22 protein-coding genes and 2 pseudogenes are annotated in these 20,269 nt (G+C 69.4%); 12 read left to right on the forward strand and 12 right to left on the reverse strand.

The genetic code is table 11. The features are described 5' to 3' along the window. Positions 1–672 (forward strand): ABC transporter permease (locus Psi02_RS39015; protein WP_203980956.1); only part of this gene is annotated, 672 nt, incomplete at its 5' end. A 44-nt stretch (positions 673–716) separates the two neighbouring features. Then, complete coding sequence (locus Psi02_RS39020; RefSeq protein WP_203980957.1) at positions 717–1,490, forward strand: MerR family transcriptional regulator; 774 nt, start codon at positions 717–719, stop codon at positions 1,488–1,490. A gap of 3 nt (positions 1,491–1,493) precedes the next feature. Here the strand turns inward: Psi02_RS39020 and Psi02_RS40555 are convergent, their stop codons facing one another. The 3 genes from Psi02_RS40555 to Psi02_RS39030 are packed head-to-tail and all read right to left on the reverse strand — an operon-like array spanning position 1,494 to position 3,324. Continuing rightward, entirely contained in the window at positions 1,494–2,018 is a 525-nt protein-coding gene (locus Psi02_RS40555; protein WP_239095531.1) for an ABC transporter permease, read from the reverse strand. After that, positions 1,913–2,344 (reverse strand): hypothetical protein, encoded by a 432-nt coding sequence (locus Psi02_RS40560; RefSeq protein WP_239095529.1) that lies wholly within the window; start codon positions 2,342–2,344, stop codon positions 1,913–1,915. The genes Psi02_RS40555 and Psi02_RS40560 overlap by 106 nt, the downstream gene beginning before the upstream one ends. Further along, entirely contained in the window at positions 2,341–3,324 is a 984-nt protein-coding gene (locus Psi02_RS39030) for an ABC transporter ATP-binding protein (protein ID WP_203980958.1), read from the reverse strand. The genes Psi02_RS40560 and Psi02_RS39030 overlap by 4 nt, the downstream gene beginning before the upstream one ends. 114 nt (positions 3,325–3,438) lie before the next feature. On the opposite strand from Psi02_RS39030, the gene Psi02_RS39035 reads away from it, so the two are divergent. Further along, a complete protein-coding gene (locus Psi02_RS39035) occupies positions 3,439–4,164 on the forward strand; it encodes a MerR family transcriptional regulator (protein WP_203980959.1) in 726 nt (241 codons plus the stop codon). A 9-nt stretch (positions 4,165–4,173) separates the two neighbouring features. Here Psi02_RS39035 and abc-f read toward each other — a convergent pair whose 3' ends face one another. Both abc-f and Psi02_RS39045 read right to left on the reverse strand, forming a co-directional pair. Then, positions 4,174–5,811 (reverse strand): ribosomal protection-like ABC-F family protein, encoded by a 1,638-nt coding sequence (gene abc-f, locus Psi02_RS39040; protein WP_203980960.1) that lies wholly within the window; start codon positions 5,809–5,811, stop codon positions 4,174–4,176. Positions 5,812–6,079: 268 nt separating this feature from the next. After that, the gene (locus Psi02_RS39045; RefSeq protein ID WP_203980961.1) at positions 6,080–6,652 is read right to left on the reverse strand and encodes a TetR/AcrR family transcriptional regulator; all 573 of its coding nucleotides are present in this window, start codon (positions 6,650–6,652) and stop codon (positions 6,080–6,082) included. Positions 6,653–6,738: 86 nt separating this feature from the next. Here Psi02_RS39045 and Psi02_RS39050 point away from each other — a divergent pair, with 86 nt between their 5' ends. Both Psi02_RS39050 and Psi02_RS39055 read left to right on the forward strand, forming a co-directional pair. Next, positions 6,739–7,110, forward strand: a complete 372-nt coding sequence (locus Psi02_RS39050) for a DUF4267 domain-containing protein (protein ID WP_203980962.1) — start codon at positions 6,739–6,741, stop codon at positions 7,108–7,110. A 48-nt stretch (positions 7,111–7,158) separates the two neighbouring features. Continuing rightward, positions 7,159–7,653 carry a cupin domain-containing protein gene (locus Psi02_RS39055; RefSeq protein ID WP_203980963.1) on the forward strand — a complete coding sequence of 165 codons (495 nt, stop codon included), beginning with the start codon at positions 7,159–7,161 and terminating at the stop codon, positions 7,651–7,653. 15 nt (positions 7,654–7,668) lie between these two features. On the opposite strand, the pseudogene Psi02_RS41345 reads toward Psi02_RS39055, so the two are convergent. Continuing rightward, positions 7,669–7,794 (reverse strand): annotated as a pseudogene (locus Psi02_RS41345) (alpha/beta hydrolase); the annotation flags it as partial. A gap of 112 nt (positions 7,795–7,906) precedes the next feature. Beyond that, a complete protein-coding gene (locus Psi02_RS39060) occupies positions 7,907–8,137 on the reverse strand; it encodes a hypothetical protein (protein WP_203955495.1) in 231 nt (76 codons plus the stop codon). Between the two features lie 124 nt (positions 8,138–8,261). On the opposite strand from Psi02_RS39060, the pseudogene Psi02_RS39065 reads away from it, so the two are divergent. Further along, positions 8,262–8,567: pseudogene (locus Psi02_RS39065) on the forward strand (amidase family protein); the annotation flags it as partial. Between the two features lie 24 nt (positions 8,568–8,591). On the opposite strand, the gene Psi02_RS39070 reads toward Psi02_RS39065, so the two are convergent. Continuing rightward, positions 8,592–9,479, reverse strand: a complete 888-nt coding sequence (locus Psi02_RS39070) for an oxidoreductase (protein WP_203980965.1) — start codon at positions 9,477–9,479, stop codon at positions 8,592–8,594. A gap of 369 nt (positions 9,480–9,848) precedes the next feature. On the opposite strand from Psi02_RS39070, the gene Psi02_RS39075 reads away from it, so the two are divergent. The 4 genes from Psi02_RS39075 (at position 9,849) to Psi02_RS39090 (ending at position 13,574) form a co-directional block, all read left to right on the forward strand. Further along, positions 9,849–10,418 carry a PadR family transcriptional regulator gene (locus tag Psi02_RS39075; RefSeq protein ID WP_203980966.1) on the forward strand — a complete coding sequence of 190 codons (570 nt, stop codon included), beginning with the start codon at positions 9,849–9,851 and terminating at the stop codon, positions 10,416–10,418. Then, positions 10,405–11,208, forward strand: a complete 804-nt coding sequence (locus Psi02_RS39080) for an SGNH/GDSL hydrolase family protein (protein ID WP_203980967.1) — start codon at positions 10,405–10,407, stop codon at positions 11,206–11,208. Before Psi02_RS39075 ends, Psi02_RS39080 begins: the two co-directional genes overlap by 14 nt. Positions 11,209–11,424: 216 nt before the next feature. Further along, positions 11,425–13,371 carry an amidase gene (locus Psi02_RS39085; RefSeq protein WP_203980968.1) on the forward strand — a complete coding sequence of 649 codons (1,947 nt, stop codon included), beginning with the start codon at positions 11,425–11,427 and terminating at the stop codon, positions 13,369–13,371. Beyond that, the gene (locus tag Psi02_RS39090; RefSeq protein ID WP_203980969.1) at positions 13,368–13,574 is read left to right on the forward strand and encodes a hypothetical protein; all 207 of its coding nucleotides are present in this window, start codon (positions 13,368–13,370) and stop codon (positions 13,572–13,574) included. Before Psi02_RS39085 ends, Psi02_RS39090 begins: the two co-directional genes overlap by 4 nt. Before the next feature lie 55 nt (positions 13,575–13,629). Here Psi02_RS39090 and Psi02_RS39095 read toward each other — a convergent pair whose 3' ends face one another. Both Psi02_RS39095 and Psi02_RS39100 read right to left on the reverse strand, forming a co-directional pair. Then, the gene (locus tag Psi02_RS39095) at positions 13,630–14,001 is read right to left on the reverse strand and encodes a PH domain-containing protein (RefSeq protein WP_239095530.1); all 372 of its coding nucleotides are present in this window, start codon (positions 13,999–14,001) and stop codon (positions 13,630–13,632) included. A gap of 153 nt (positions 14,002–14,154) precedes the next feature. Beyond that, positions 14,155–14,898 (reverse strand): SDR family oxidoreductase, encoded by a 744-nt coding sequence (locus Psi02_RS39100; protein ID WP_203980970.1) that lies wholly within the window; start codon positions 14,896–14,898, stop codon positions 14,155–14,157. 302 nt (positions 14,899–15,200) lie between these two features. Between Psi02_RS39100 and Psi02_RS39105 the strand changes: the two genes are divergently transcribed. Next, positions 15,201–15,611 carry a VOC family protein gene (locus Psi02_RS39105; protein ID WP_203980971.1) on the forward strand — a complete coding sequence of 137 codons (411 nt, stop codon included), beginning with the start codon at positions 15,201–15,203 and terminating at the stop codon, positions 15,609–15,611. 73 nt (positions 15,612–15,684) lie between these two features. On the opposite strand, the gene Psi02_RS39110 is transcribed toward Psi02_RS39105, so the two are convergent. Next, on the reverse strand, positions 15,685–16,551 hold the full coding sequence (locus tag Psi02_RS39110) for an oxidoreductase (protein WP_203980972.1): 867 nt from the start codon (positions 16,549–16,551) through the stop codon (positions 15,685–15,687). Positions 16,552–16,814: 263 nt separating this feature from the next. Further along, positions 16,815–18,785, reverse strand: coding sequence for a Xaa-Pro dipeptidyl-peptidase (locus tag Psi02_RS39115; protein WP_203980973.1), 1,971 nt, complete (start codon positions 18,783–18,785; stop codon positions 16,815–16,817). A gap of 251 nt (positions 18,786–19,036) precedes the next feature. Here Psi02_RS39115 and Psi02_RS39120 point away from each other — a divergent pair, with 251 nt between their 5' ends. Next, positions 19,037–20,248, forward strand: a complete 1,212-nt coding sequence (locus Psi02_RS39120) for an NHL repeat-containing protein (RefSeq protein WP_203980974.1) — start codon at positions 19,037–19,039, stop codon at positions 20,246–20,248. Positions 20,249–20,269: the final 21 nt, after the last annotated feature.

The raw sequence follows: 20,269 nt of genomic DNA on the forward strand, positions 1-20,269 counted from the left end.
ACGATCACGCCGATCGCCATGATGCTGCTGTTCGTCTACGTCTTAGGCGGGGCCATCAAAACGGGGTCTGAGTCCTATGTGAACTACCTGCTGCCCGGCATCCTGCTGATCACGATCGCTTCGGGCATCGCCTACACCGCGTTGCGGCTGTTCCTGGACATGAAGGGCGGGATCTTCGAGCGGTTCCAGTCCATGCCGATCGCGCGGTCGTCCGTGTTGTGGGCGCACGTGCTGACCTCGCTGGTCGCCAATGCGATCTCACTGGTGGTCGTCGTGCTCGTCGCCCTGCTCATGGGCTTTCGCTCGTCGGCGGGAGTGCCGGCCTGGCTCGCGGTCGCCGGCATCCTCATCCTGTTCACCCTGGCGTTGACGTGGATCGCGGTGATCCCCGGCCTGACCGCGAAGAGTGTGGACGGGGCGGGCGGGTTCGCCTACCCGCTGATCTTCCTGCCGTTCATCAGCTCGGCGTTCGTGCCCACCGACACCATGCCGGGCCCGGTGCGCGCCTTCGCCGACAACCAGCCGGTGACCTCCATCGTCAACGCCATCCGCAACCTGTTCACCGAGCAGCCGGTCGGCACCGACATCTGGATCGCCCTCGCCTGGTGCGTCGGCATCCTCATCGTCGCCTACATCTTCGCCAACAACGCATACCGTCGCAGGATCTCCTGAACCCGGGTCGACCGGGTAGGGCGAGTTGAGGGCAGGATCAGAGCATGCTGACGATCGGTCAACTGGCGGCGTACGCCGGCGTCACGGTGCGGGCGGTACGGCACTATCACCAGATCGGACTACTGCCCGAGCCGGACCGGGATGCCTCGGGATACCGGCGTTACGGCGCGACGGCGGTCGTGTCCCTCATCAGGATCCGCACCCTCGCCAACGCCGGCGTGCCGCTGTCTGAGATCAGTCAGATGCTCGAAGCCGACGCGTCGACCTTCGCCGAAGCGGTCCAGAGGATCGACAGCGACCTGCGCGGCGAGATCGAACGGCTTGAGACCAGCCGCAAGCAGATCGCGCAGCTCGCTGCCGGGGACAGTCTGGCGCTCCCGCCGGAGGTGATCTTCTATCTCGACCGGCTTCGGGAGATCGGGGCGTCAGAGCGGATGGTGGAAGGTGAGCGGGACGGGTGGATCCTGGTCGCGGCTCGTTGGCCCGATCACATCCGCGAGGTCATGCCCATGAAACTCGCGCAGCTCGATGACCCGCAAATGGTTCGGCTCTATCGTCTCCTGTCGGAGCTCTTGGAAAGCGACGCCTACGACGACGATCCGCGTGTGGAGGAAGTCGCCGACATCATGGTGAGGTTGTCCGAGCAGGCATTCACCTCCGGCGAGATGGACCGCGGCGAGGTGGTGCGTGACGATCTGGCGTTCGACCTGCTGGACGCACTCAGCGTCGAGTACGACCCGCGGGCGAAGCGGCTGCTGGACGTGGTGCGCGAGCGTGGCTGGACCCGTTGGACCCGGCTGGCGGAACCGCCCGGCTGACCTCTACATCGTCCGCTGCATCGCCTTCTGCCGGCGGACGGCGACGGCGGAGCCCGACTCGCGGCGCGCCATCCGGCGCAGCACGACCGGCGCGAGCAGGAGTCCCGCGATCGCCCACAGGCCCAGGACGCCGACCGTCTCCAGGTGCCGCCAGGACTCGCCGGCCTCGGCGGCGGCCAGTGTCTCCGGCAACATCGCCGAGCGCAGGCCCAGACCCAGCCAGTAGAGCGGGAAGACCTGGGCGACCCACTGCAGCCATTCGGGGAACGCGCTGATCGGGTAGAACACGCCCGAGACGCCCATGAGCATCATGATCGGCAGCGTGACGAAGCCCATGCCCTGCGCGGTGTTGAACAGGGAGCCGAGGACGGCGCCGATCGGCAGCAGCGCGACCAGGCCGAGTGCCAGCACCCAGACCAGCGTCACCCACGACGACACGCCGCCCAGCTCCAGCCCGTCGAACAGGAACAGCGCCGGGACCAGCGGGATGAGCAGCCCCACCACGGCCGTGCCCGTCCTGCTGAGCACCTTGCCGGTGAGGTAGCCGACCATCCCGTTCGGCGTCGCCTGGCGCGCAGTAGTGTGCCGTCCTCGCGGTCCATGGTCAGGGACAGGGCCAGGGCCACCATCCCGTTGAGCACGACGTTCATCCCCAAGATGCCGGGGATCGACTGCGAGCCCAGGGAGAAGCCGGTCCCCGGCACCGTGTTGTGCCGCAGGAGGAACATGACGACCAGAGCGATGATCGGGAAGAACAGCACCGACCAGAGGTCCTGCCCGTTGGTCGTGCTCTGCCGGAACTCGATCCAGCCGCGCTGCAGGCCCGCGCGGACGGCGACCATGCGAGAGCTCATCGGGCCACCTCCGTCAGCTCGCTCGGCGCCTCCGTGCGCCGTCCGGACTCGAATTCGTGCACCAGCGTCATGTAGACGTCCTCCAGGCTGACCCTGCGCACCTCCAGGTCGCCGATCGCCTCGCCGTACTTGGCGAACAGTTCGCGCACGCGCCCGGTGGCGTCCTCGACGGACTCCACATGGTGCTCACCGTCCCTGCTGTAGCGGACCTCGGCCTTGCCGGAGACCCGCCCGGCCAGCTCCGCCGCGTTGCCGTCGGCCACGATGCGGCCGCCCGCCAGGATCACGATCCGGTCGGCGAGCCTCTCCGCCTCGTCCAGGTCGTGCGTGGTGAGCAGGATCGCGGTGTCCTCCAGATCCGACAGACGCTGCACCAGCTCGTGGAACTCGCGCCGGGCCTGCGGATCGAAGCCGACGGTCGGCTCGTCGAGGAACAGCAGGTCCGGCCGGCCCACCAGCCCGATCGCCACGTCGAGCCGGCGTCGCTGCCCGCCGGACAGGGAGCCGACCACCGCGCTCGCGCGGTCGGCCAGACCCACCAGACCGAGCAGCTCGTCGGCGTCGTACGGCCGGGCGCGGTGTGGTGTGCCGTACGGCGTGTAGTAGCGGCCGAGGTGGTCCAGCAGCTCGCGGACCCGCCATTTGCCGTGGTCGCGCCAGGACTGCAGCACGATGCCCAGCCTGGCGCGCCAGGCCTCGTCTCCGTCGTCGGGATCGACGCCCAGCACGCGCACCTCACCGGCCGAACGCCGGCGGAACCCCTCCAGGATCTCGATCGTCGTCGTCTTGCCCGCGCCGTTCGGGCCCAGCAGGGCCACCACCTCACCCTGGTGCACGCGGAGATCCACCCCGTGGAGCACGTCGGCGGACCCGTACCGCATGCGCAAGCCGTAGGTCTCGATGACCGGCTCGGCGCCGTGATCCGGGGGGAGTGGACGGACGGGGTCTCCTGGCCTGTGGTCGTTGTCACCTGCATCCATGCCTTCAAGCGTCTCATTGAACCTGGTTGTTTAGAGTCCTGATGATGATCACTGGCATATGGTGGGGCCATGGGCGTTCAACCCTCAAATAGCGGTGTCAACACACGTGCGACGATGCGCCCGGTCGATCTGGCGCGGGCCGCGGGCGTCTCCACCCAGCAGATCCGCAACTACGCCGACGCGGGCATCCTGCCGCCCGCCGGACGGACCCCCGCCGGCTACCGCCTGTTCGACGCACGGCATCGCGACGCGCTGCTCACCTACCGGGCGCTGGCGAAGGGATACGGGTGGGACGCCGCCCGCTCGATCATGCAGGCCCTGCACTCCGGCGACCTTCCCCGGGCGCTGGCCCTCGTCGACGCCGTCCACGCCATGCTGCATGAGCAGCGCCTTTCCCTCCAGGCGACGGGCGAGGCGCTCGAAGCGGTCGCGGGGCAGGCCTCCGGCGCCTCGGCGACGCCGTACTCCGGCATGCGCATCGGAGAGGTCGCCGCCCACCTCGGTGTGCGCACGTCGGCCCTGCGGGTGTGGGAGGCCGCCGGTCTGCTCGCGCCGCGGCGCGAGGCCGGCACCGGGTACCGGCTCTATGACCCGGCCGACGTCCGGGACGCCCGCATGGTCGGCATGTTGCGGCAGGGGCACTATCCCCTGTCCCAGATCGGGACCGTCCTCGACGGCCTGCGCCGTACAGGCGGCAGTGAGGCGCTGCGCGCCGCCATCGCCGACCGCCGGGCCGCTCTGACCCGGACGGCCGCCGCCATGCTGGAGGGCGCCGGCCACCTGAACCGCTACGTCACCGACCACACGGGGGCTCAGGCACAGGCGACCACCGGTGCCTGACACCTGTCCTCAGTCGCCGTCGGGTGCTCCCGTCTCCATCAGGCGGCCGTCGGCGAGCCGCAGCCAGCGGCCTACCTTGATCTCCGAGAGGAACCGCTGGTCGTGGCTGACCACCACGAACGCGCCTTCGTAGGCGTTGAGCGCGCTCTCCAGTTGACCGACGCTGACCAGGTCGAGATTGTTGGTCGGTTCGTCCAGCAGCAGCAACTGGGGCGCCGGCTCGGCGTACAGGACACAGGCCAGGGTCGCACGCAGCCGCTCGCCTCCGGACAACACTCCGACAGGGAGATGAACGCGGGAGCCCCGGAACAGGAATCGGGCCAGCAGGTTCATCCGCTCCGCCTCCAGCATCCCGGGCGCGAACGCGGCCAGGTTCTCCGCCACGGTCCGGTCGAGGTCCAGCAGGTCGAGCCGTTGGGACAGGGAGGCGACCCGCCCGTCGGCCCGCCTGGTGCCGCCGCCCTCCGGCCTCACCTCGCCGTTGATCACGCGCAGCAGGGTGGACTTGCCGGCGCCGTTGGGGCCGGTCAGGGCGATCCGCTCGGGCCCCCGGATCGTCAGGTCGGCTCCTTGTCCCGCGAACAGGACCCGGTCACCGTAGTGGACCTGCATCCGTTCGCCGAGGAAGACCGTACGTCCGGCCGGGACGTTGGTCGCGGGCAGTTCCAGCGATATCTTCTGCTCCTCGCGCAGGGCTCGGCCGGCCTCGTCGAGCCGGGCCTTGGCGTCGCCGACCCGCGCGGCATGCGTCTCGTTCGACTTTCCCGCCGACTCCTGTGCGCCCCTCTTCATGTTCCCGGCGAAGATCTTCGGCAGACCGGCGCTCTTGAGGTTGCGGGCGGCGTTGCCGGCCCGGCGCTCGGCCCGCTCCCGGGCCTGCTGCATCTCCCGCTTCTCCCGCTTGACCTCCTGCTCGGCGTTGCGGATGTTCTTCTCGGCGACCTCCCGCGCCGCGCGTACGGCCTCCTCGTACGCGCTGAAGTTCCCGCCGTAGGAGCGGACCTCGCCCCGGTCGAGTTCGGCGATGCGGTCCATGCGGTCGAGCAGCGCCCGGTCGTGGCTGACCAGCAGCAGGCAGCCGTTCCAGTCCTCGAGCACGCCGTACAGCTTGCGCCGGGCGTCGAGGTCGAGGTTGTTGGTGGGTTCGTCGAGCAACAGGACGTCGGGCCGCTTCAGCAGTTGTGCCGCCAGTCCGAGGGAGACGACCTGGCCGCCGCTGAGGGTGCGCAGGTGCCGGGTGAGGGTGACGTCTCCGAGGCCGAGCCGGTCCAGTTGGGCGCGGGTGCGCTCCTCGATGTCCCAGTCGTTGCCGACCGCGGTGAAGTGCTCCTCGCTCGCGTCTCCGGACTCGATGGCGTCGAGTGCCCTGATCACCGGAGCGATCCCGAGGACCTCCGCGACGGTCAGGTCGCCGACGAGGGGCAGGCTCTGCGGGAGGTAGCCGAGCACCCCCCTGACGGACGCGGTGCCGCCGCCGGGCCGGTACTCGCCGGCGATGAGCTTGAGCAGGGTGCTCTTACCCGCGCCGTTCGGTGCGACGAGGCCCGTGCGGCCGCCGCCCACGGTGAAGGAGAGGTCCTGGAAGACCGGGGTGTCATCGGGCCAGGAGAAAGTGAGGTTCGAGCAGATGATGAACGCGTCGGACATGCGAGAGCCCTCGAGTGTGATGCGGGCGTGCCGGGGACGCCCAGCAGGGAAACAGGGATTTATGGAACGACGAAGCGGCCACGGCCGCGGCGCTCCTGCGCGCCCGCCGGTGGCCGATCACTTCCGGCATCACCCGGAGATGTCGTCGTCACCCACCACGTGTGGTCTCCCTGTCCCGATCACTGGCCAACCACCTTACTTCGTCTCCCCGCCGGGGCGGGAACGGGGGGAGTGCCTCCGTACGGCAGCCGGCCGGCCAGGCGGCGGGTCAGCCCGAGAAGCGGCTGAGGAGCAGCGCCAGTCGCTGCTCATGATGGTCGCGCCGGAGCCTGCCGTTGCGCATGAGCGTGAGGAGCCCGTGCAGCCCGCTCCAGAAGGTCTCGGTGAGCGTCTCCAGGTCGTCGTCCCGTACCAGGGGCCGTACGGCCTCGAGGAACTCGCCGAAGGCCTCCCGCAGGGCGGGCGGCGTCTCGGCACTGCCGAACCGCAGGTCGATGACGTGCGTGAACATCGCGTCGTACAGTGCGGGCCGCCGCTCGCCGAACATGGCGTACGCGGCCCCGACCGCGGCCAGGGCCTGGCGAGGGTCGGTCTCCGCCGTACGGGCCGCACGCAGTTCGACGGCGAGGTCGGCGAAGCCTTCCAGGGCGACCGCGACCATGATCGCGTCCTTGCCCTTGAAGTGGCTGTAGAGGACGGGCTGGCTGTACTCGATCTCCTCGGCGAGCCGTCGCGTGGTCACCGCGTCCCAGCCCTCTGATTCGGCCAGTTCCCGCGCGGCCGTGACGATCAGCTGTTGCCGCTCAGCTCGCTCGCGCTCCCGGCGCGCCTGTATGGACATGGCCATCATTCTAGCGCCGCTAGCGGATCTGTCGAGGCTATGTTAGTGTCGCTCTCGTACCTAGCGCTGCTAGCAAGGAGAAGGTCGTGCTCACCCCCACCGCTTACGGACTGGCCATCCTGCTCAACCTCTTCATCATCTTCATCGGCGTCCGGTTCCTGGTGGTGCCCCGTGCCTCGGCCGCCGGCTATGGGGTACCCGCCAAGGAGAACGGCGACGCCGCCTACCTCACCATCAAGGGCCTGCGTGACTTGACCTACGGCTTACTCGGCCTCGCCCTGCTCGCCTTCGTGAGCGCCCGCGCCGAAGCCTGGTACATGCTCATCGTGGCCCTCGTCCCCCTTGGCGATACCCTCATCGTCCTGCGTCACGGCGGCACCAAGGCGGTCGCCTTCGGCATCCACTTCGCCACCGCCGTGGTCGTCCTCATCAGCGCCGCCCTGCTGTTCATCGTCTGAGACACCCAGTCCTCCGCACGCAACCCCCTCAAGCAAGGAGTCCCCCCGATGTCGCTGATCGTGCCGAACTTCGACGAGTCCGTCATCGTCCGATCCGCAGAGGCCGAAGTGATCGGCCAGGCCCCGATCACCATCCGGCTGCTGGCCGACAGCAGCTCGACCGGCGGAGCGCTGTCGACCCAGCGGGTCAGCCTGATGGACGGCGCCGACGGTGCCAAACCGCACCGCCATGACGGCTCCGCCGAGCTGTTCTACATGCTGGACGGCACGGCGCAACTGTTGTCCGGTGAGCAGGTCGTGACCGCGGAACGCGGTGACCTGGTCATCGTGCCGCCCGGTCTCGCGCACGCCTTCGCCGCCGCACCTGGAGAGAACGCCGACATCCTCATCGTCATCACCCCGGGCGTCGAGCGATTCGAGTACTTCCGGCATCTGGAGCGCATCGCCTACGGGAAGGTGCCGCCGGAGAGCCTGCTGGAGGTCCAGGAGCTGTACGACACCTACTTCTTGAACAGCACGGCCTGGAACGACGTCAGGTCCTGAAGGCGCGGGCCGTCCCTACCCGGCCAGGAGATCGCGCAGTGCCTTGACGACGTCGGCCGGCGCTTCTTCGGCCATGAAATGGCCGGACGAGACGAAGATGTGTTCCAGGTGGGGGGCCCAGGCCCCCCACAGTGCTGTACTGGCCCGGAGCGGGCAGCGCGCTGCTCACCCTCGGCCCCGTGGCGCTCCACCTCGGCGATCTCGCCGTCGCTCTCGGATGCCGCGACGACGCCGCGGATTGAGGGGGGAGGCGTCAGTAGGACGCCTCTGAAATCGACTGGGCGCGGAAGACCTCGATCTCCGCTTCCTTGTCGACTCCCACTTTCCGGAGCTGAAGGGTCCTGCTGCCGATCTTCAATGAACGGTGACCGTCGATCTCCGTGGACTCGAAGACCGTCACCACGTGGCCGTGCATGTCGTGGACGGGCGCGTACTCGAGTCCGTCGGGTATGTCGAGCTTGATTCGTTTCAGATGGTCTGTCACTCCCACAGTGTGGAGCCTCGGGCCCGGCATCGCCATGGTGTGACGGCGAAGGTTCCGAGTCCCCGCCGAGCGGGGGGAACCAGGTGGACGGCGGACGCCCCCGAAGAAGACAAGCGCGGCGGGAGCGATCCCGATCGGCCGGACGAACATGCCCGAGTTCGGCATGCGCTGGCACACCGACAACGCGCTGCGCGGCCCGACGGTCAATCCCTGGCCGGCGGGGCACACGCCGGGCGGCTCGAGTGGCGGGGAGGCGGCCGCGGTGGCGACGGGGATGTCCCCGCTCGGAATCGGGAACGACGGCGCGGGCTCGCTGCGCCGGCCCGCCCAGTGTTGTGGCGTCAGCGCGTTGAAACCCTCGCTGGGCAGAGTGGCCGCCGCGGTGGTGGAGGCGTCAGCCGGGACGCTGACGCCGATCGGCCCACGCTGAGGGGGCCCGTCGATCCGGTGACCCTCAGCCTGAGAGTCGTGCGATGTCCTCATCGGACAGCCGGAGCGCGCCGGCCGCCACGTTCTCGACGACGTGGCCGGGATCGCCGGTTCCCGGGATGACCAGTACGTGCGGGCCCTGCCGCAACATCCATGCCAGCCGGACCTGGGCGGTCGTCGCGCCGTGAGCGCGGGCGACGGCGAGGATCGCATCGTCGTCGCTGTTGCCGGCGCCGGTGTCACGGCCTTCGCCGGCGATGGCGTAGAAGGGCACGAAGGCGATGCCCTGCTCACCGCAGACCCGCAGGAGATCGTCGGATTGAGGGGCGCGGCCGTCCCGGCCGTAGCGGTTCTGCACGCAGACCACCGGCGCGATGGCCTGGGCCTGCGCGAGGTGGCGGGGGACGATGTTGGAGACCCCCAGGTGACGGATGAGCCCCTCCTCGCGGAGCTCCGCCAGTACGCCGAAGTGGTCGGCGATCGATTCGATCGGTGCGACGCGCAGGTTGACCACATCGAGGTGATCGCGGCCGAGCTGACGCAGGTTCTCCTCGACCTGGCCGCGCAACTTGTCCGGCTCGGCGAAGGGGACCCAGGCGCCCGAGGGGTCGCGCCACGGTCCGACCTTGGTGACGATGACCAGATCGTCGGGGTAGGGAGCCAGCGCCCGGTTGATCAGCTCGTTGGCCGAACGCAGCGACGAGAAATAGAACGAGGCGGTGTCGATGTGGTTCACGCCGAGTTCGACCGCACGCCGCAACACACGGATCGACCGTTCGCGATCGCTCGGCTCGCCCAGGTCGAACGGCGCACTGCCCGTGAGCCGCATCGCCCCGAGTCCCACGCGATTGACCGTGAGGTCGCCGAGATTCCACGTGCCCGCGGCCGCCGCGGTGATCGTCTCCGAGTTCATGAGGGGATTCTGCCAGCCCTCATCGGAAGGTCGCCGCCTCGCTCATCCTCCGCCCCCGGCCTGGCGGCGCCGGATGGCTGACCGTCTTCGACATCGGTCAGCCGATGCTCCTCCAGCCGCTGCGTTTTCGTTTCTCACGGAAGTCGTCCGAGATTCCATGAGAAACGAAAACGCGGCCCCTTGCCCCCGCATCCGCGGGCTGCGGCGCCAGGCTTCGGCGCCAGGCTTCGGCCCCGGTCCGGCCACCAGTCCGGCCTCCTGCGAGATGAGGGCACGAGCCTGGCGCCTCGGTACTCATGAATATGGCTATTCAGATTCATGAGTATCTGAGAGGGTGCTCATGGACAGAGGCACGGGGGAGGCGATCCGATGGCCTTGCGGCATGCCGTGCTGGCGGCGCTGCTCGACGAGGAACTGAGCGGATACCAGCTGACGAAGGCCTTCGACCTGGGCGTGGCCAACTTCTGGCACGCCCAGCCGCAGCAGTTGTACGCCGAGCTGACCCGGCTGGAGCAGGACGGCCTGGTCACGGGCCGGGAGGTGGTCCAGGAAACCCGGCCCAACAAGCGCCTGTTCCGGGTCACCGACGCCGGCCTGGCCGAGTTGGAGCATTTCACGGCACTTGCCGCCAAGCCCTCCTTCATCCGCGACGACCTGCTCGTCAAGGTCCAGGCCGCGGACCACGTCGACACCGAGACGCTGATCGCGCGGCTGACCGAGCGCTCCGAATTCGCGCAGGCCAAGATCGACCTGTTCGGCAGGCTGCTGCAGTCCATGCGGGGCGACCGTACGGAAGAGGAGTTCCTGCGCCACGGCGAGCGCATCGGGCCCTACCTGACCTGCCTGCGCGGCCTCGCCTTCGAGCACGGCAACCGCGACTGGTGCGAACGCACGGCCGCCGTCCTGCGAGAGAGGAAAGCCGCCCATGCCCGGAACTGACCGGCCTTACCTACGCTACGTCGCCCTGGGCGACAGCCAGACCGAGGGTCTCGGTGACGGAGACGAGATCGTCGGGCTGCGAGGCTGGGCCGACCGGCTCGCCGAACAGCTCGTACGGCACAGCCCCGATCTGCACTACGCCAACCTGGCCGTACGAGGACGCCTGGCCGGGCAGGTCCACGCCGAGCAACTCGCACCCGCCCTCGACCTCCGCCCCGACCTGGCCACCGTGGTCGCCGGGGTCAACGACCTGCTGCGGCCGCGGTTCGACGCCGACGAGGTCGCCGGACATCTGGAGGCGATGTTCGCGGCCCTCACCGCCCAGGGCGCGCGGGTCGCCACGCTCACCTTCCCCGACATGACGCGGATCATCCCCATCGCCCGCCCGCTCGGCTCCCGCATCACCGCCCTCAACTCTCGGGTCCGCCACGCGGCCCGGCGTCACGGGGTCGTCGTCGCCGAGACCGGCCACCACCCGGTGGTCACCGATCCCCGCCTGTGGTCCGCCGACCGGCTCCACGCCGGCCCGCTCGGCCACCAGCGGATCGCCGCCGCGGTCGCCCACGCCCTTGCCCTACCCGGGAGCGACGACTCCTGGACACACGCCCTGCCGCTGGACGGCTCCTCGCCCGCCGGATGGCATGCCGTCCCCGGTGAGCTGCGCTGGGCCGCCGCCTTCCTCGGCCCCTGGCTGGGCAGACGTCTGCGGGGCCGTTCCTCCGGGGACGGCCGCACAGCCAAACGTCCGGACCTTCTCCCCGTTCGGACAATGGCAGGCACCGGGCAGTGAGGAACCGGGCCGAGCCACCGGCAGGCCACGGAGACGACGGCACCGCAGCGCGCGGACGGCTGTGCGCCTATGCCCGCAATGTCGGCGTCATGATCTATGTACGTGTTTGAAATGATCTCTCCTTATCGTCTCGCCTGACGTGCTGGGTGTCACCGGGCCGGCGTCCGGGGGTGCCCCGTTCGTGTGTGGAAACCACGGCAGAGACGAGGTACGGACGTGGGGCAACACGAGGACACAGGCGAGGCCGGGCAGACCGGTGAGCGCACCGGCGGCGTCACGCTGAGCCGGCGATCCCTCATCAGCGGCGCTGGCACGGCGGCCGCGGGCACGGCACTGGCCGTGACTCTGGGCGGCGGGGTGGCGAAGGCGTCCGCCCCGGGCGGCACCAATGGATCGGACAAGGGCAGAGACCTCTCGGATGCGGCGTCGCTCCCCTCGGTGAGGGACATCCCGCGCCGGTCGCGGGTGGTCGACTACGAGATCTTCGAACTGGCGGCGCTGCTGCGGGCGGGCAAGGTGTCGAGCGTCGAGTTGACCGAGGCGTATCTGGAGCGCATCGACAAGTTCAACGGCCCGTTCGAGACCTATGGGAACAACGGGCTCTACAACGCGTTCGTCCGCGTCGACCGGGCCGGCGCGCTCGCCGCCGCCAGGGCCGCGGACAAGCGCCTCGCGGCGTGCCGTCGCAGCGGTGACCCGTTGCCGCTGCTCTGGGGCATTCCCATGGGCATCAAGGACTCGATCGGCATCAAGGGCCTTCCGGCGCAGAACGGCTCGCCCGCCTTCGCGGGGAACCTCGCGCTCCAGGACGCCACCGTGGTCGGCCGGCTGCGGGCGGCCGGCGTGGTCCTCCTCGGCAGCACCATCTGTTCGGCCTTCTCCGGGTCCATCACCGGTACCTTCGCGGGCAACGCCTGGAACACGGCCTATGTCCCCGGCGGGTCAAGCCAGGGCTCCGGTGTCGCGCCGGTGGCCCGGCTGGCGGCGGCCTGCATCGGCGAAGAGACCGGCGGCAGCATCATCATGCCCTCGGCCGCCAACGGAGCCTCCGGCATCAAGCCCTCGCTCGGCACCGTCTCGATCGCCGGGGTCATGCCGCTGTCGCCCGGCTACGACCTGCTCGGGCCGATCAGCCGCAGCGCCCGGGACTCGGCGTTGATCCTCGCCACCATCCTCGGCCCCGACCCGGTCAACGACCCGCAGACGTTGTCGGCCCCCGACCCGTTCCCGAAGATACCGCTCAGCCCGCGCCGGGGCCGCCGGCCTCTCCAGGGGATGACCATCGGCATCCCGCAGACCGACTGGATGAACGTCGGCGGATCGATCAAGGTCGGCGTGAGCCCGCAGTCGACGTACGGCGCGGGTCACCTCGCCGCCTTCAACCGGCTGACGAGCCAGCTGCAGAGCCTCGGCGCCAGGGTCATCCTGTTCCCCGGTCTGGACATGACCGACCCTTCCCAGAACCCCTACTTCGCCTCGTCGGAGGTGCTGGCCACCGTGGACGGCTCGCCCGTGTCTCCGTCCGCGGCGGTCGTCAACTCCAACCGGTACGAAGTGCGCTTCGCCGCGGCGGTCGCGGACTTCTGCGCCAGCGGCATCCCGTCAGCTGCCGCGGTGGCCACCCTGACCGGCCAATACGGTCGGCGGGCTCCGGGAGAGCCGGCCGCGAGCTTTGCCGGAGCGGACCGGTTCAACGGCGGGATCTCCGGCGCCGTGCGGTACGAAGGCGAGCAGCGGCGCCGGCGGCTGATCGGCAACTACACCAGGGCGCTGCGCGACCACGGGGTCGACTTCATGCTCGTCATGTCGATCGGAGACGTCATCGGGCAGCGGTCCGGCGGTCCGGGCTTCCCGGTCTATCGCGCCTACTACCAGGTGCCGAACGCGCTCGGCTGGCCGATGGTCAGCTTCCCGATCGGATACGCGCAGGGGCTGGCGGTGTCGGCCCAGTTCTGGGGTCCCCGTTTCGCCGAAGCCGACATCACCCAGGCGATGATCGACTACCAGGCCAACTTCCCCGAGTACCACAACGCCGCTCCGCCGGATCCCACGCCGCCGGCGACCGCGCTCCCGAACGCCCGGGCCCTGCCGTCGTTCGAGGACAACGGCCCGAGCAACGACCCCCTCATCGGCGAGGACGAGGTAAGGGCGGCACTGAGATGAGCTTCGACACCCCGGCGCGGTTCCTCACCGTCCCCTATGGCACGCCGATCGACATCGGCCTGCTCCCGCGGAGCCCGGACGAGCAGAACGGCCGACTGCTGACGGTCGGCTGGCAGGCGAAGCTCGGGACCTCATTCCTTCCCTACGACCCCGAGGACGAGGAGGTCGGGCCTTACGACCCGTCCCCGCACCCGTCGGTCTGAACGCGCCGCGCGTGCCCGGCCCTGGCCGGTGGTCCAGGGCCGGGCACGGGCCCAATCACGGGCCGGCGATGAAATGAAGGATCACGCTGTGGACGTGATGACTCTTCTGCTCGCCCCGGAAATCCACTTCGTACACATGTGTGCCGACGTTGATCGCGATCGAGCCCGACGAGAAGAAGGATCCCGCCAGCGATTTGTTGCTCACCACACTCACACTGGTGATCTTGGAGTACGGGATGCTGGTGATCGCCACCTTCTTGCCCATGAAGGACTTGTCCTGGAGGACCACCCGGCGGTCGGTGAGCCCCAGGAATCCGGTCCCCACTCCAATGGCGTCATAGACGGCGATGATCTGCTCACCCTGCATGAGACCGGCCTGAACCTGCTGCAGCTGTTCAGGCCTGTCGTGTGGAACGGTCTGGTTCACGTGCGCCCCCTGGTGTTCTCTCCGCGATCAGGCAGGGCCGACACTGAACGCCCGGGCTCACGAAACGATCTCAGGGAACGGACGACTCGACGACATTCTCGCCGTCGTGACAGGCGGCCGTCCGCGCCACGCGGTCACGACGAACCGTCGGCGTCAGCCACGGCCGACGAACGGCATGCCCGTCGCCGTGATCGTCAGGAACAGCACGTTCGCGTTCAGGGGAAGATCCGCCATGAAGAGCACCGCCTCCGTGACGTGCGCCGGGTCGAACGTCGGCTCCGCGGCATGCGTCCCGTCCGCCTGAACGACCCCGCGCGCGATGGTCTCGGTCATCTCGGTGGCCGCGTTGCCGATGTCGATCTGGCCACAGGCGATCCCGTGGGGCCGGCCGTCGAGGGAGATCGATTTCGTCAGGCCGGTCAAGGCGTGCTTGGTGGCGGTATACGCCACGCTGGCCGGGCGGGGGGTGTGCGCGGACACCGAGCCGTTGTTGATGATCCGCCCGCCCTTCGGCCGCTGCTCCTTCATCACCGCGACGGCGTGGTGCGCGCACAGGAACGCACCCGTCAGGTTCGTGTCGACCGTACGGCGCCAGTCGGCCACCGAGATCTCATCGACGGCTCCGGGAGCGCCGAACGTGCCCGCGTTGTTGAAGAGCAGGTCCACCCGGCCCCAGCGATCGCGTACTCGGGTGAAGAGGCCGGCGACGGAGTCGGGGTCGCTGACATCGGTGGGCACGACCAGCGCGTCGGTGCGATCTTCGGCCGTCTCCCGCAGTGGCCGCTCCCGCCGGCCGGCGAGAGCGACTCTGTACCCGGAGTCCAGGAGCGCCCTGCTGACCACTCGGCCGATCCCCGAACCGGCGCCCGTCACCACAGCGATGTCACCGGCCGTCATCGTTCCCCGTTTCGCAATGAGTGTCCATCCGGGATTTCCGGGTGCTTGATTCCACCAGGGCGATCATTCCCCATTCCTGACCGAAAGGACAAAAGTCGATCTTTATGCTGTGCCGTCCCATGCACCGCGACGCGGGGGAGTAGGAGATCGCGAATCGCATGATCATGCGGATGCGCGGTTTCCAGGGCGTCACATTGAACGAATTCCCCGTTGGGAGGCGGTTCGGCTGTCCGTCGAATCCCCTGCCGGTGCCGTACTGATATGCGAAGATGCCTCTCGGTCTCTACCAAAAGGAGCATCCGGTGGCCTCACGACTCAACCCGTACATCAGTTTCGCCGGCAACGCACGGCAAGCCATGGAGTTCTACAAGCACGTCTTCGGCGGCACCTTGGTGCTGAACACCTTCGGCGATTTCGGCGCGCGGAATTCAGCGGAAGCCGACAAGATCATGCATGGCATGCTCGAGACCGGCAGCGGATTCACGATCATGGGCTCCGACACTCCGCCCGGGATGGAGCACAAGCCCGGGGACAACATCTCGGTGAGCCTGAGCGGAGACGACGCCGACGAGCTGCGCGGCTACTGGGACAAGCTGGCCGACGGCGGCACCGTGTCGGTCCCACTGGAGAAGCAGATGTGGGGCGACGAGTTCGGCTCGTGCGTGGACCGGTTCGGCATCTCCTGGATGGTCAACATCGGGCAGCAGGCGTGATCCACCCCTGGCGGTGACTCGGTGGGCGGTGCCCGTCGGGCTCGGATGATCAACCCGTCGTGCGCCTCGGGTGCTACTCGCCGATGCCGTCGAGCTCCGCGATCGCGTCCGCCGGCAACGCCAGGCCGGCCGCGGCGACGTTCTCGCGGAGGTGCGCCACGGAGGACGTCCCCGGGATGAGGACGGTCGTGGCCGAGCGCTGCAGCAGCCAGGCCAGGGCGACCTGCTGAGGCGAGGCGCCCACGCGGGCGGCGACCTCGGTGAGCGTGCCGGACTGGAGCGGGGTGAAGCCGCCCAGGGGGAAGAACGAGGCGAAGGCGATGCCGTCGGCCGCGCACCGCTCAAGGAGGGCGTCGTCCTGCCGGTTCGCGAGGTTGTAGAGGTTCTGCACGGCGACGACGGGCGCCGTGGTCTGCGCTTCGGTGAGCTGGACCATGGAGACGCCGCTGAGGCCGAGGTGGCGGATCAGGCCGTCCTCGCGCAGCTCGGCCAGGGCGCCGAACTGCTCTGCGACGGACTCGTCGGTGGTGCCGTCGCGCGAGCCGAGACGCAGGTAGACGAGGTCGAGGGTGTCCAGGTCGAGGCGCGTGAGGTTCTCGCGTACCTGGGCCTTGAGGTCTTCGGGCTCCAGGGACGGGCGCCAGCTGCCGTCCTCGCCGCGGCGCGCGCCGACCTTGGTGGCGATGCGCAGGTCGGCGGGGTAGGGGCGCAGGGCCTCCGCGATGAGCTCGTTGACGACGGCGGGCCCGTAGAAGTCGCTGGTGTCGATGTGGGTGATGCCCAGCTCGACGGCCCCGCGCAGGACCGCGAGGGCCTCGGCGCGATCCTTGGGCGGCCCGAAGACGTTGGGCCCGGCCAGCTGCATCGCGCCGTACCCCATCCGGCTGATGGTGAGGTCGTCTGCGAGCGTGAGGGTCCCGCCGGGAACGTTGGTGGCCATGTCGTGTCCTACCTGCCTTCGTGAGCCTTGTGAGTCATCGGCACGTCGCGCGATGACCCCGTACGACGCCTAGCTTGCGGCGTGCTCGATCACAGAGGCAGTACCCCGATGTTCCTGGGAGTGACAGGGCATAGTCACCTGCCAGGACGTGGAACCACGGTGCCGGACGGCATGCCTGCCGGCACCCTGACGCAGACGCCGGACAGGGCGGGCCGCCGGATGGCGGCCCGCCCTGTCGCCGGGACCGGGATCAGCCCGTTCGCCTAGTTGAACTCGCCCGCCGCGCCCACGAGCGGCAGCTTGACCGTGCTCTTCGCCGTGTCGAGGTGCAGCGTCGCGCCGGGGGTGGGCCGGATGGTGTACTCGTAGTCGCTCGACAGCAGCACGATGCCGACCTGGTGGCCCGCCGCGAACACATAGTCATGCGGCTGCATGTCGAAGTCGAGGCGGTACTCGGTGCCCGGCTTGATCGGCTTGGACTTCCAGATCGAGTCGCGGTTCTGGGGATCGATCCAGCCTCGCGTGATGATCTTCGCCTTGCCGTTCTGGTCGTAGTCGACGAGCAGCGCCGTGACGTTCGCGGCCGGCTGGCCGAAGGACATCTGCAGCGACACGAGCGGCGTGCCGCTGAGCCTGACCGCACCGGACAGCGTCCCCGACTTGTAGGCCAGGCGGTTGGGAGAAGTCGCCGCGTCGGCGAGAGTCTGCGCCGTCTTCGTCACGTCGTCGACGATCGTCTCGGTCGCGGGCTTGCCGTGGTGGTTCTTGTCATGCCCGGACTTGTCGTGCCCCTTCTTGTCCTGGGCGAGGACGCCGGCGGCCCCGTTCGCGCCGGCCGACAGGTCGAGCTTGGTGTCCACCGCGGTCGGGTCCGGCCACTCGGCGTATTCCACCAGCGTCCGGTCCTCGCGCTGGATCAGGGCCCGGGGGTCCTGCTCCACGCCGTTCTTGTAATCCCACAGGTAGCGGGTGAACCAGCGGTTGAGGACGTCGAGGCTGGGGGAGCCGCCGTGCCCGCCCTGATGCAGGTAGATCTTGTGCGGCACCTTGCGCGCCTTGAGCGCCTCGTACCACTGCGCGGCCTGCTTGGTCTTGACGTTCCAGTCGTTGAGCCCGTGCGCGACCAGCACCGCGGCGTGGACCTTCTTGACGTCGTTCATGTAGTTGCGCTCGTCCCAGAAGGCGCTGTAGTCGCCGGTGACCCGGTCCTGCGCCTTGGCGAGTTCGTCGATGACGCTGCGGCAGATCTGCTTGTCCGCACGCGTGTAGACGTACTCGGCGAGCACGTCGGTGTCCTCGCCCTGGTAGCCGCCGGCGGCGACGACGGCGCCGTTCGCGCGGTAGTAGTCGTACCAGCTGGAGATCGCCGAGATCGGCACGATGGCCTCAAGACCCTTGACGCCGGTGCTCGCGACCGCGTTGGGCAGGGTGCCGTTGTACGAGGTGCCGATCATGCCGACCTTGCCGGTCGTCCACGTGGCCTTGACCTCCGCGCCGGCGGCGTCGTAGGCCTTCGCGCGACCGTTCAGCCAGTCGACGACGGACTTCGCGCCGATGGTCTCGTTGCGCCCACCGGTGGTCGGGCAGCCGTCGGACTTGCCGCTGCCCAGCGACTCCGCGTGGACCACCGCGAAACCGCGGGGCAGCCAGTTGGTCTCCTGGCTGGTGCTGATGGCGGGCTGCGGGCCGGTGGCCGCGGCAGCCGCGACGGCGCCGGTCCCCGCTGCGGCCATCCGCTCGTCGGTCGCCGGGTTCAGCGTCGGACCGCCGCGGTCGTGGCCCTTGCCCGGGCGCACGGCCTCGTAGAGTTCGTGGTCGACGTCGTGGTTCGTGATCGGGTTGCCGCCGGCGTAGTAGGGGCTCACCTCGTAGACCACAGGCGACTTCAGACCGGCCGTCTCGGTCTCCTGGAGCCGGGTGACCTCGGCGTGCACCCGGTCGTCACGTCCGTCGCCGTCGCTGTCGATCGGAGTCTGGACCCATACTTCCTGGCGGATCCAGTCGTTCCGGTTCGACGAGAACACCGGCTGGGTCATGCCGTTCTGGAAGACCGGCCCGACGGGGGTGGCCGCGGCAGCCGGGGCGTCCGCGGCGGCGGGGGTGGAGGTCGCGGCAACCCCGGTGAGGATGGTGACTACGGCGAGGCCCAGCGCCGCGGCGCCACGACGTGCTGATCCAGGACTACGGAGGGCGGTCGGCGGCACAAGGCCCGCCGCCCGTCGCGGTATGGACATCGGCGAACTTCCCTAACGATCAGGCGCCCGGGACACCGGAGAGAGGGGCCTCGAGCGGAGTTAAAGGGACCGTAAAAGGCGGCCCGCTCGAGGCTATGGGGGAGATGCGCCGAATGTCTTTGGACGGCCGTTCTCTCTTGATCGCGGTATTTCCGACAAATGTCGAGATCCGGAGGGTCTCATGTGTCCAGCGGCTGTCCGCGGGTTCAGGCGGGAGCGAACTTCTCCGCCCGATCCGGTGTAGACATCACATGGAGCGACGCGACTTCCTCAAGATCTGCGGTGGAGCGGCCCTGCTCGGCGCGTGCGCCGGCCCTCCTCCGCCGCGGAAGGGCCCGGCCCACCTCGTCTACGCCGACACGACGTCCGGACTGGCGGCCGTGGACGCCCGGAGCGGGCTCAGGCTCGCGAATCCTCCGGCCTCGGTCCCCGCGGCCGACTGGACACGCCTGTACACCCTGTCCGGAGACTCCCTGCTGACCGTGGACGCCGTCACCGGGCGGAGGATCTCCAGTGCCGGCGTGCCCACCTCGAAGGCCATCCGCGCGGTCTCGCAGAACGACCTGCTCGTGGCCTTGGGCGACCCCGCCCCTGCCACGCCGTACGGCCCGCCCGGCCGTCGCACGACCCGTCTGGTGATCGCGGATTCCTCCGGCGGGCGGGCGCCCATGACCATCGAACTGGACGGGAACTACGAGCCCGACGCCTTCTCGGCAGACGGCGGCGCGCTGTTCGTTCTGCAGTACCTCCCGTCGACGGCTCCCGAGGCGTACCGGGTCCGCGTGCTCGACCTGGTGTCCCGCGAGGTGGGCCCGATCCTCGGCAGGGAGAAGACGCCCGTGGCCGAGGAGGAGACCATGCGTGGCGAGGGCCGGCTCGCCGTGCTCTCCCCCCACCGCGACAGGCTCTACACGCTCTACACCCATCAGGCCGACCACCTGCACACCCGGGATCTGGTGGCCGGGCGTTCCACAGGCGTCCACGCCTTCGTACACGTGCTGAGCCTCACCGAGCGCTGGGCCTACTGCCTCGACCTGCCGGAGCCGTTCGGGCACGGCCCCGCGGAGGGGCACGCGATCGCCGTCTCACCCCGGGGCCTCTATGTGTTCGACGGCGCCAGCGGACGGCTCGTGCGAGCGGATGTCGAGGAGCTCGCCATCAAGAAGGTGGGCTCGCTGCCGGCGTCGCCGGGTCCTGCCTTCGCCGCCGTGTCGGCCGACGCCCTCCACCTGGCCGCCGGTGCGTCACTGCTCACCGTCGACCTCGACTCCCTGGCCGTACGGCACGCGGCCAGGACGCCGGGGCCGCCACGCGGGCTGGTGGCGGCCCCGGACGGGACCCTGTACGCGGGCGTCGAGGGCGGAGCCGTACAAGTGGATGCCCGGAACGGGCGCGAGCTCGCCCGGGTACCCGTGCCCGGCCTCACCCTGCTCCGCCACGCGACCGCTCTGCCGGGCGTGTAGACGTCGTGTTCTCCGTCTAGA

Origin of the sequence: Planotetraspora silvatica (genome assembly GCF_016863315.1) — a bacterium.
GTDB lineage: Bacteria > Actinomycetota > Actinomycetes > Streptosporangiales > Streptosporangiaceae > Planotetraspora > Planotetraspora silvatica.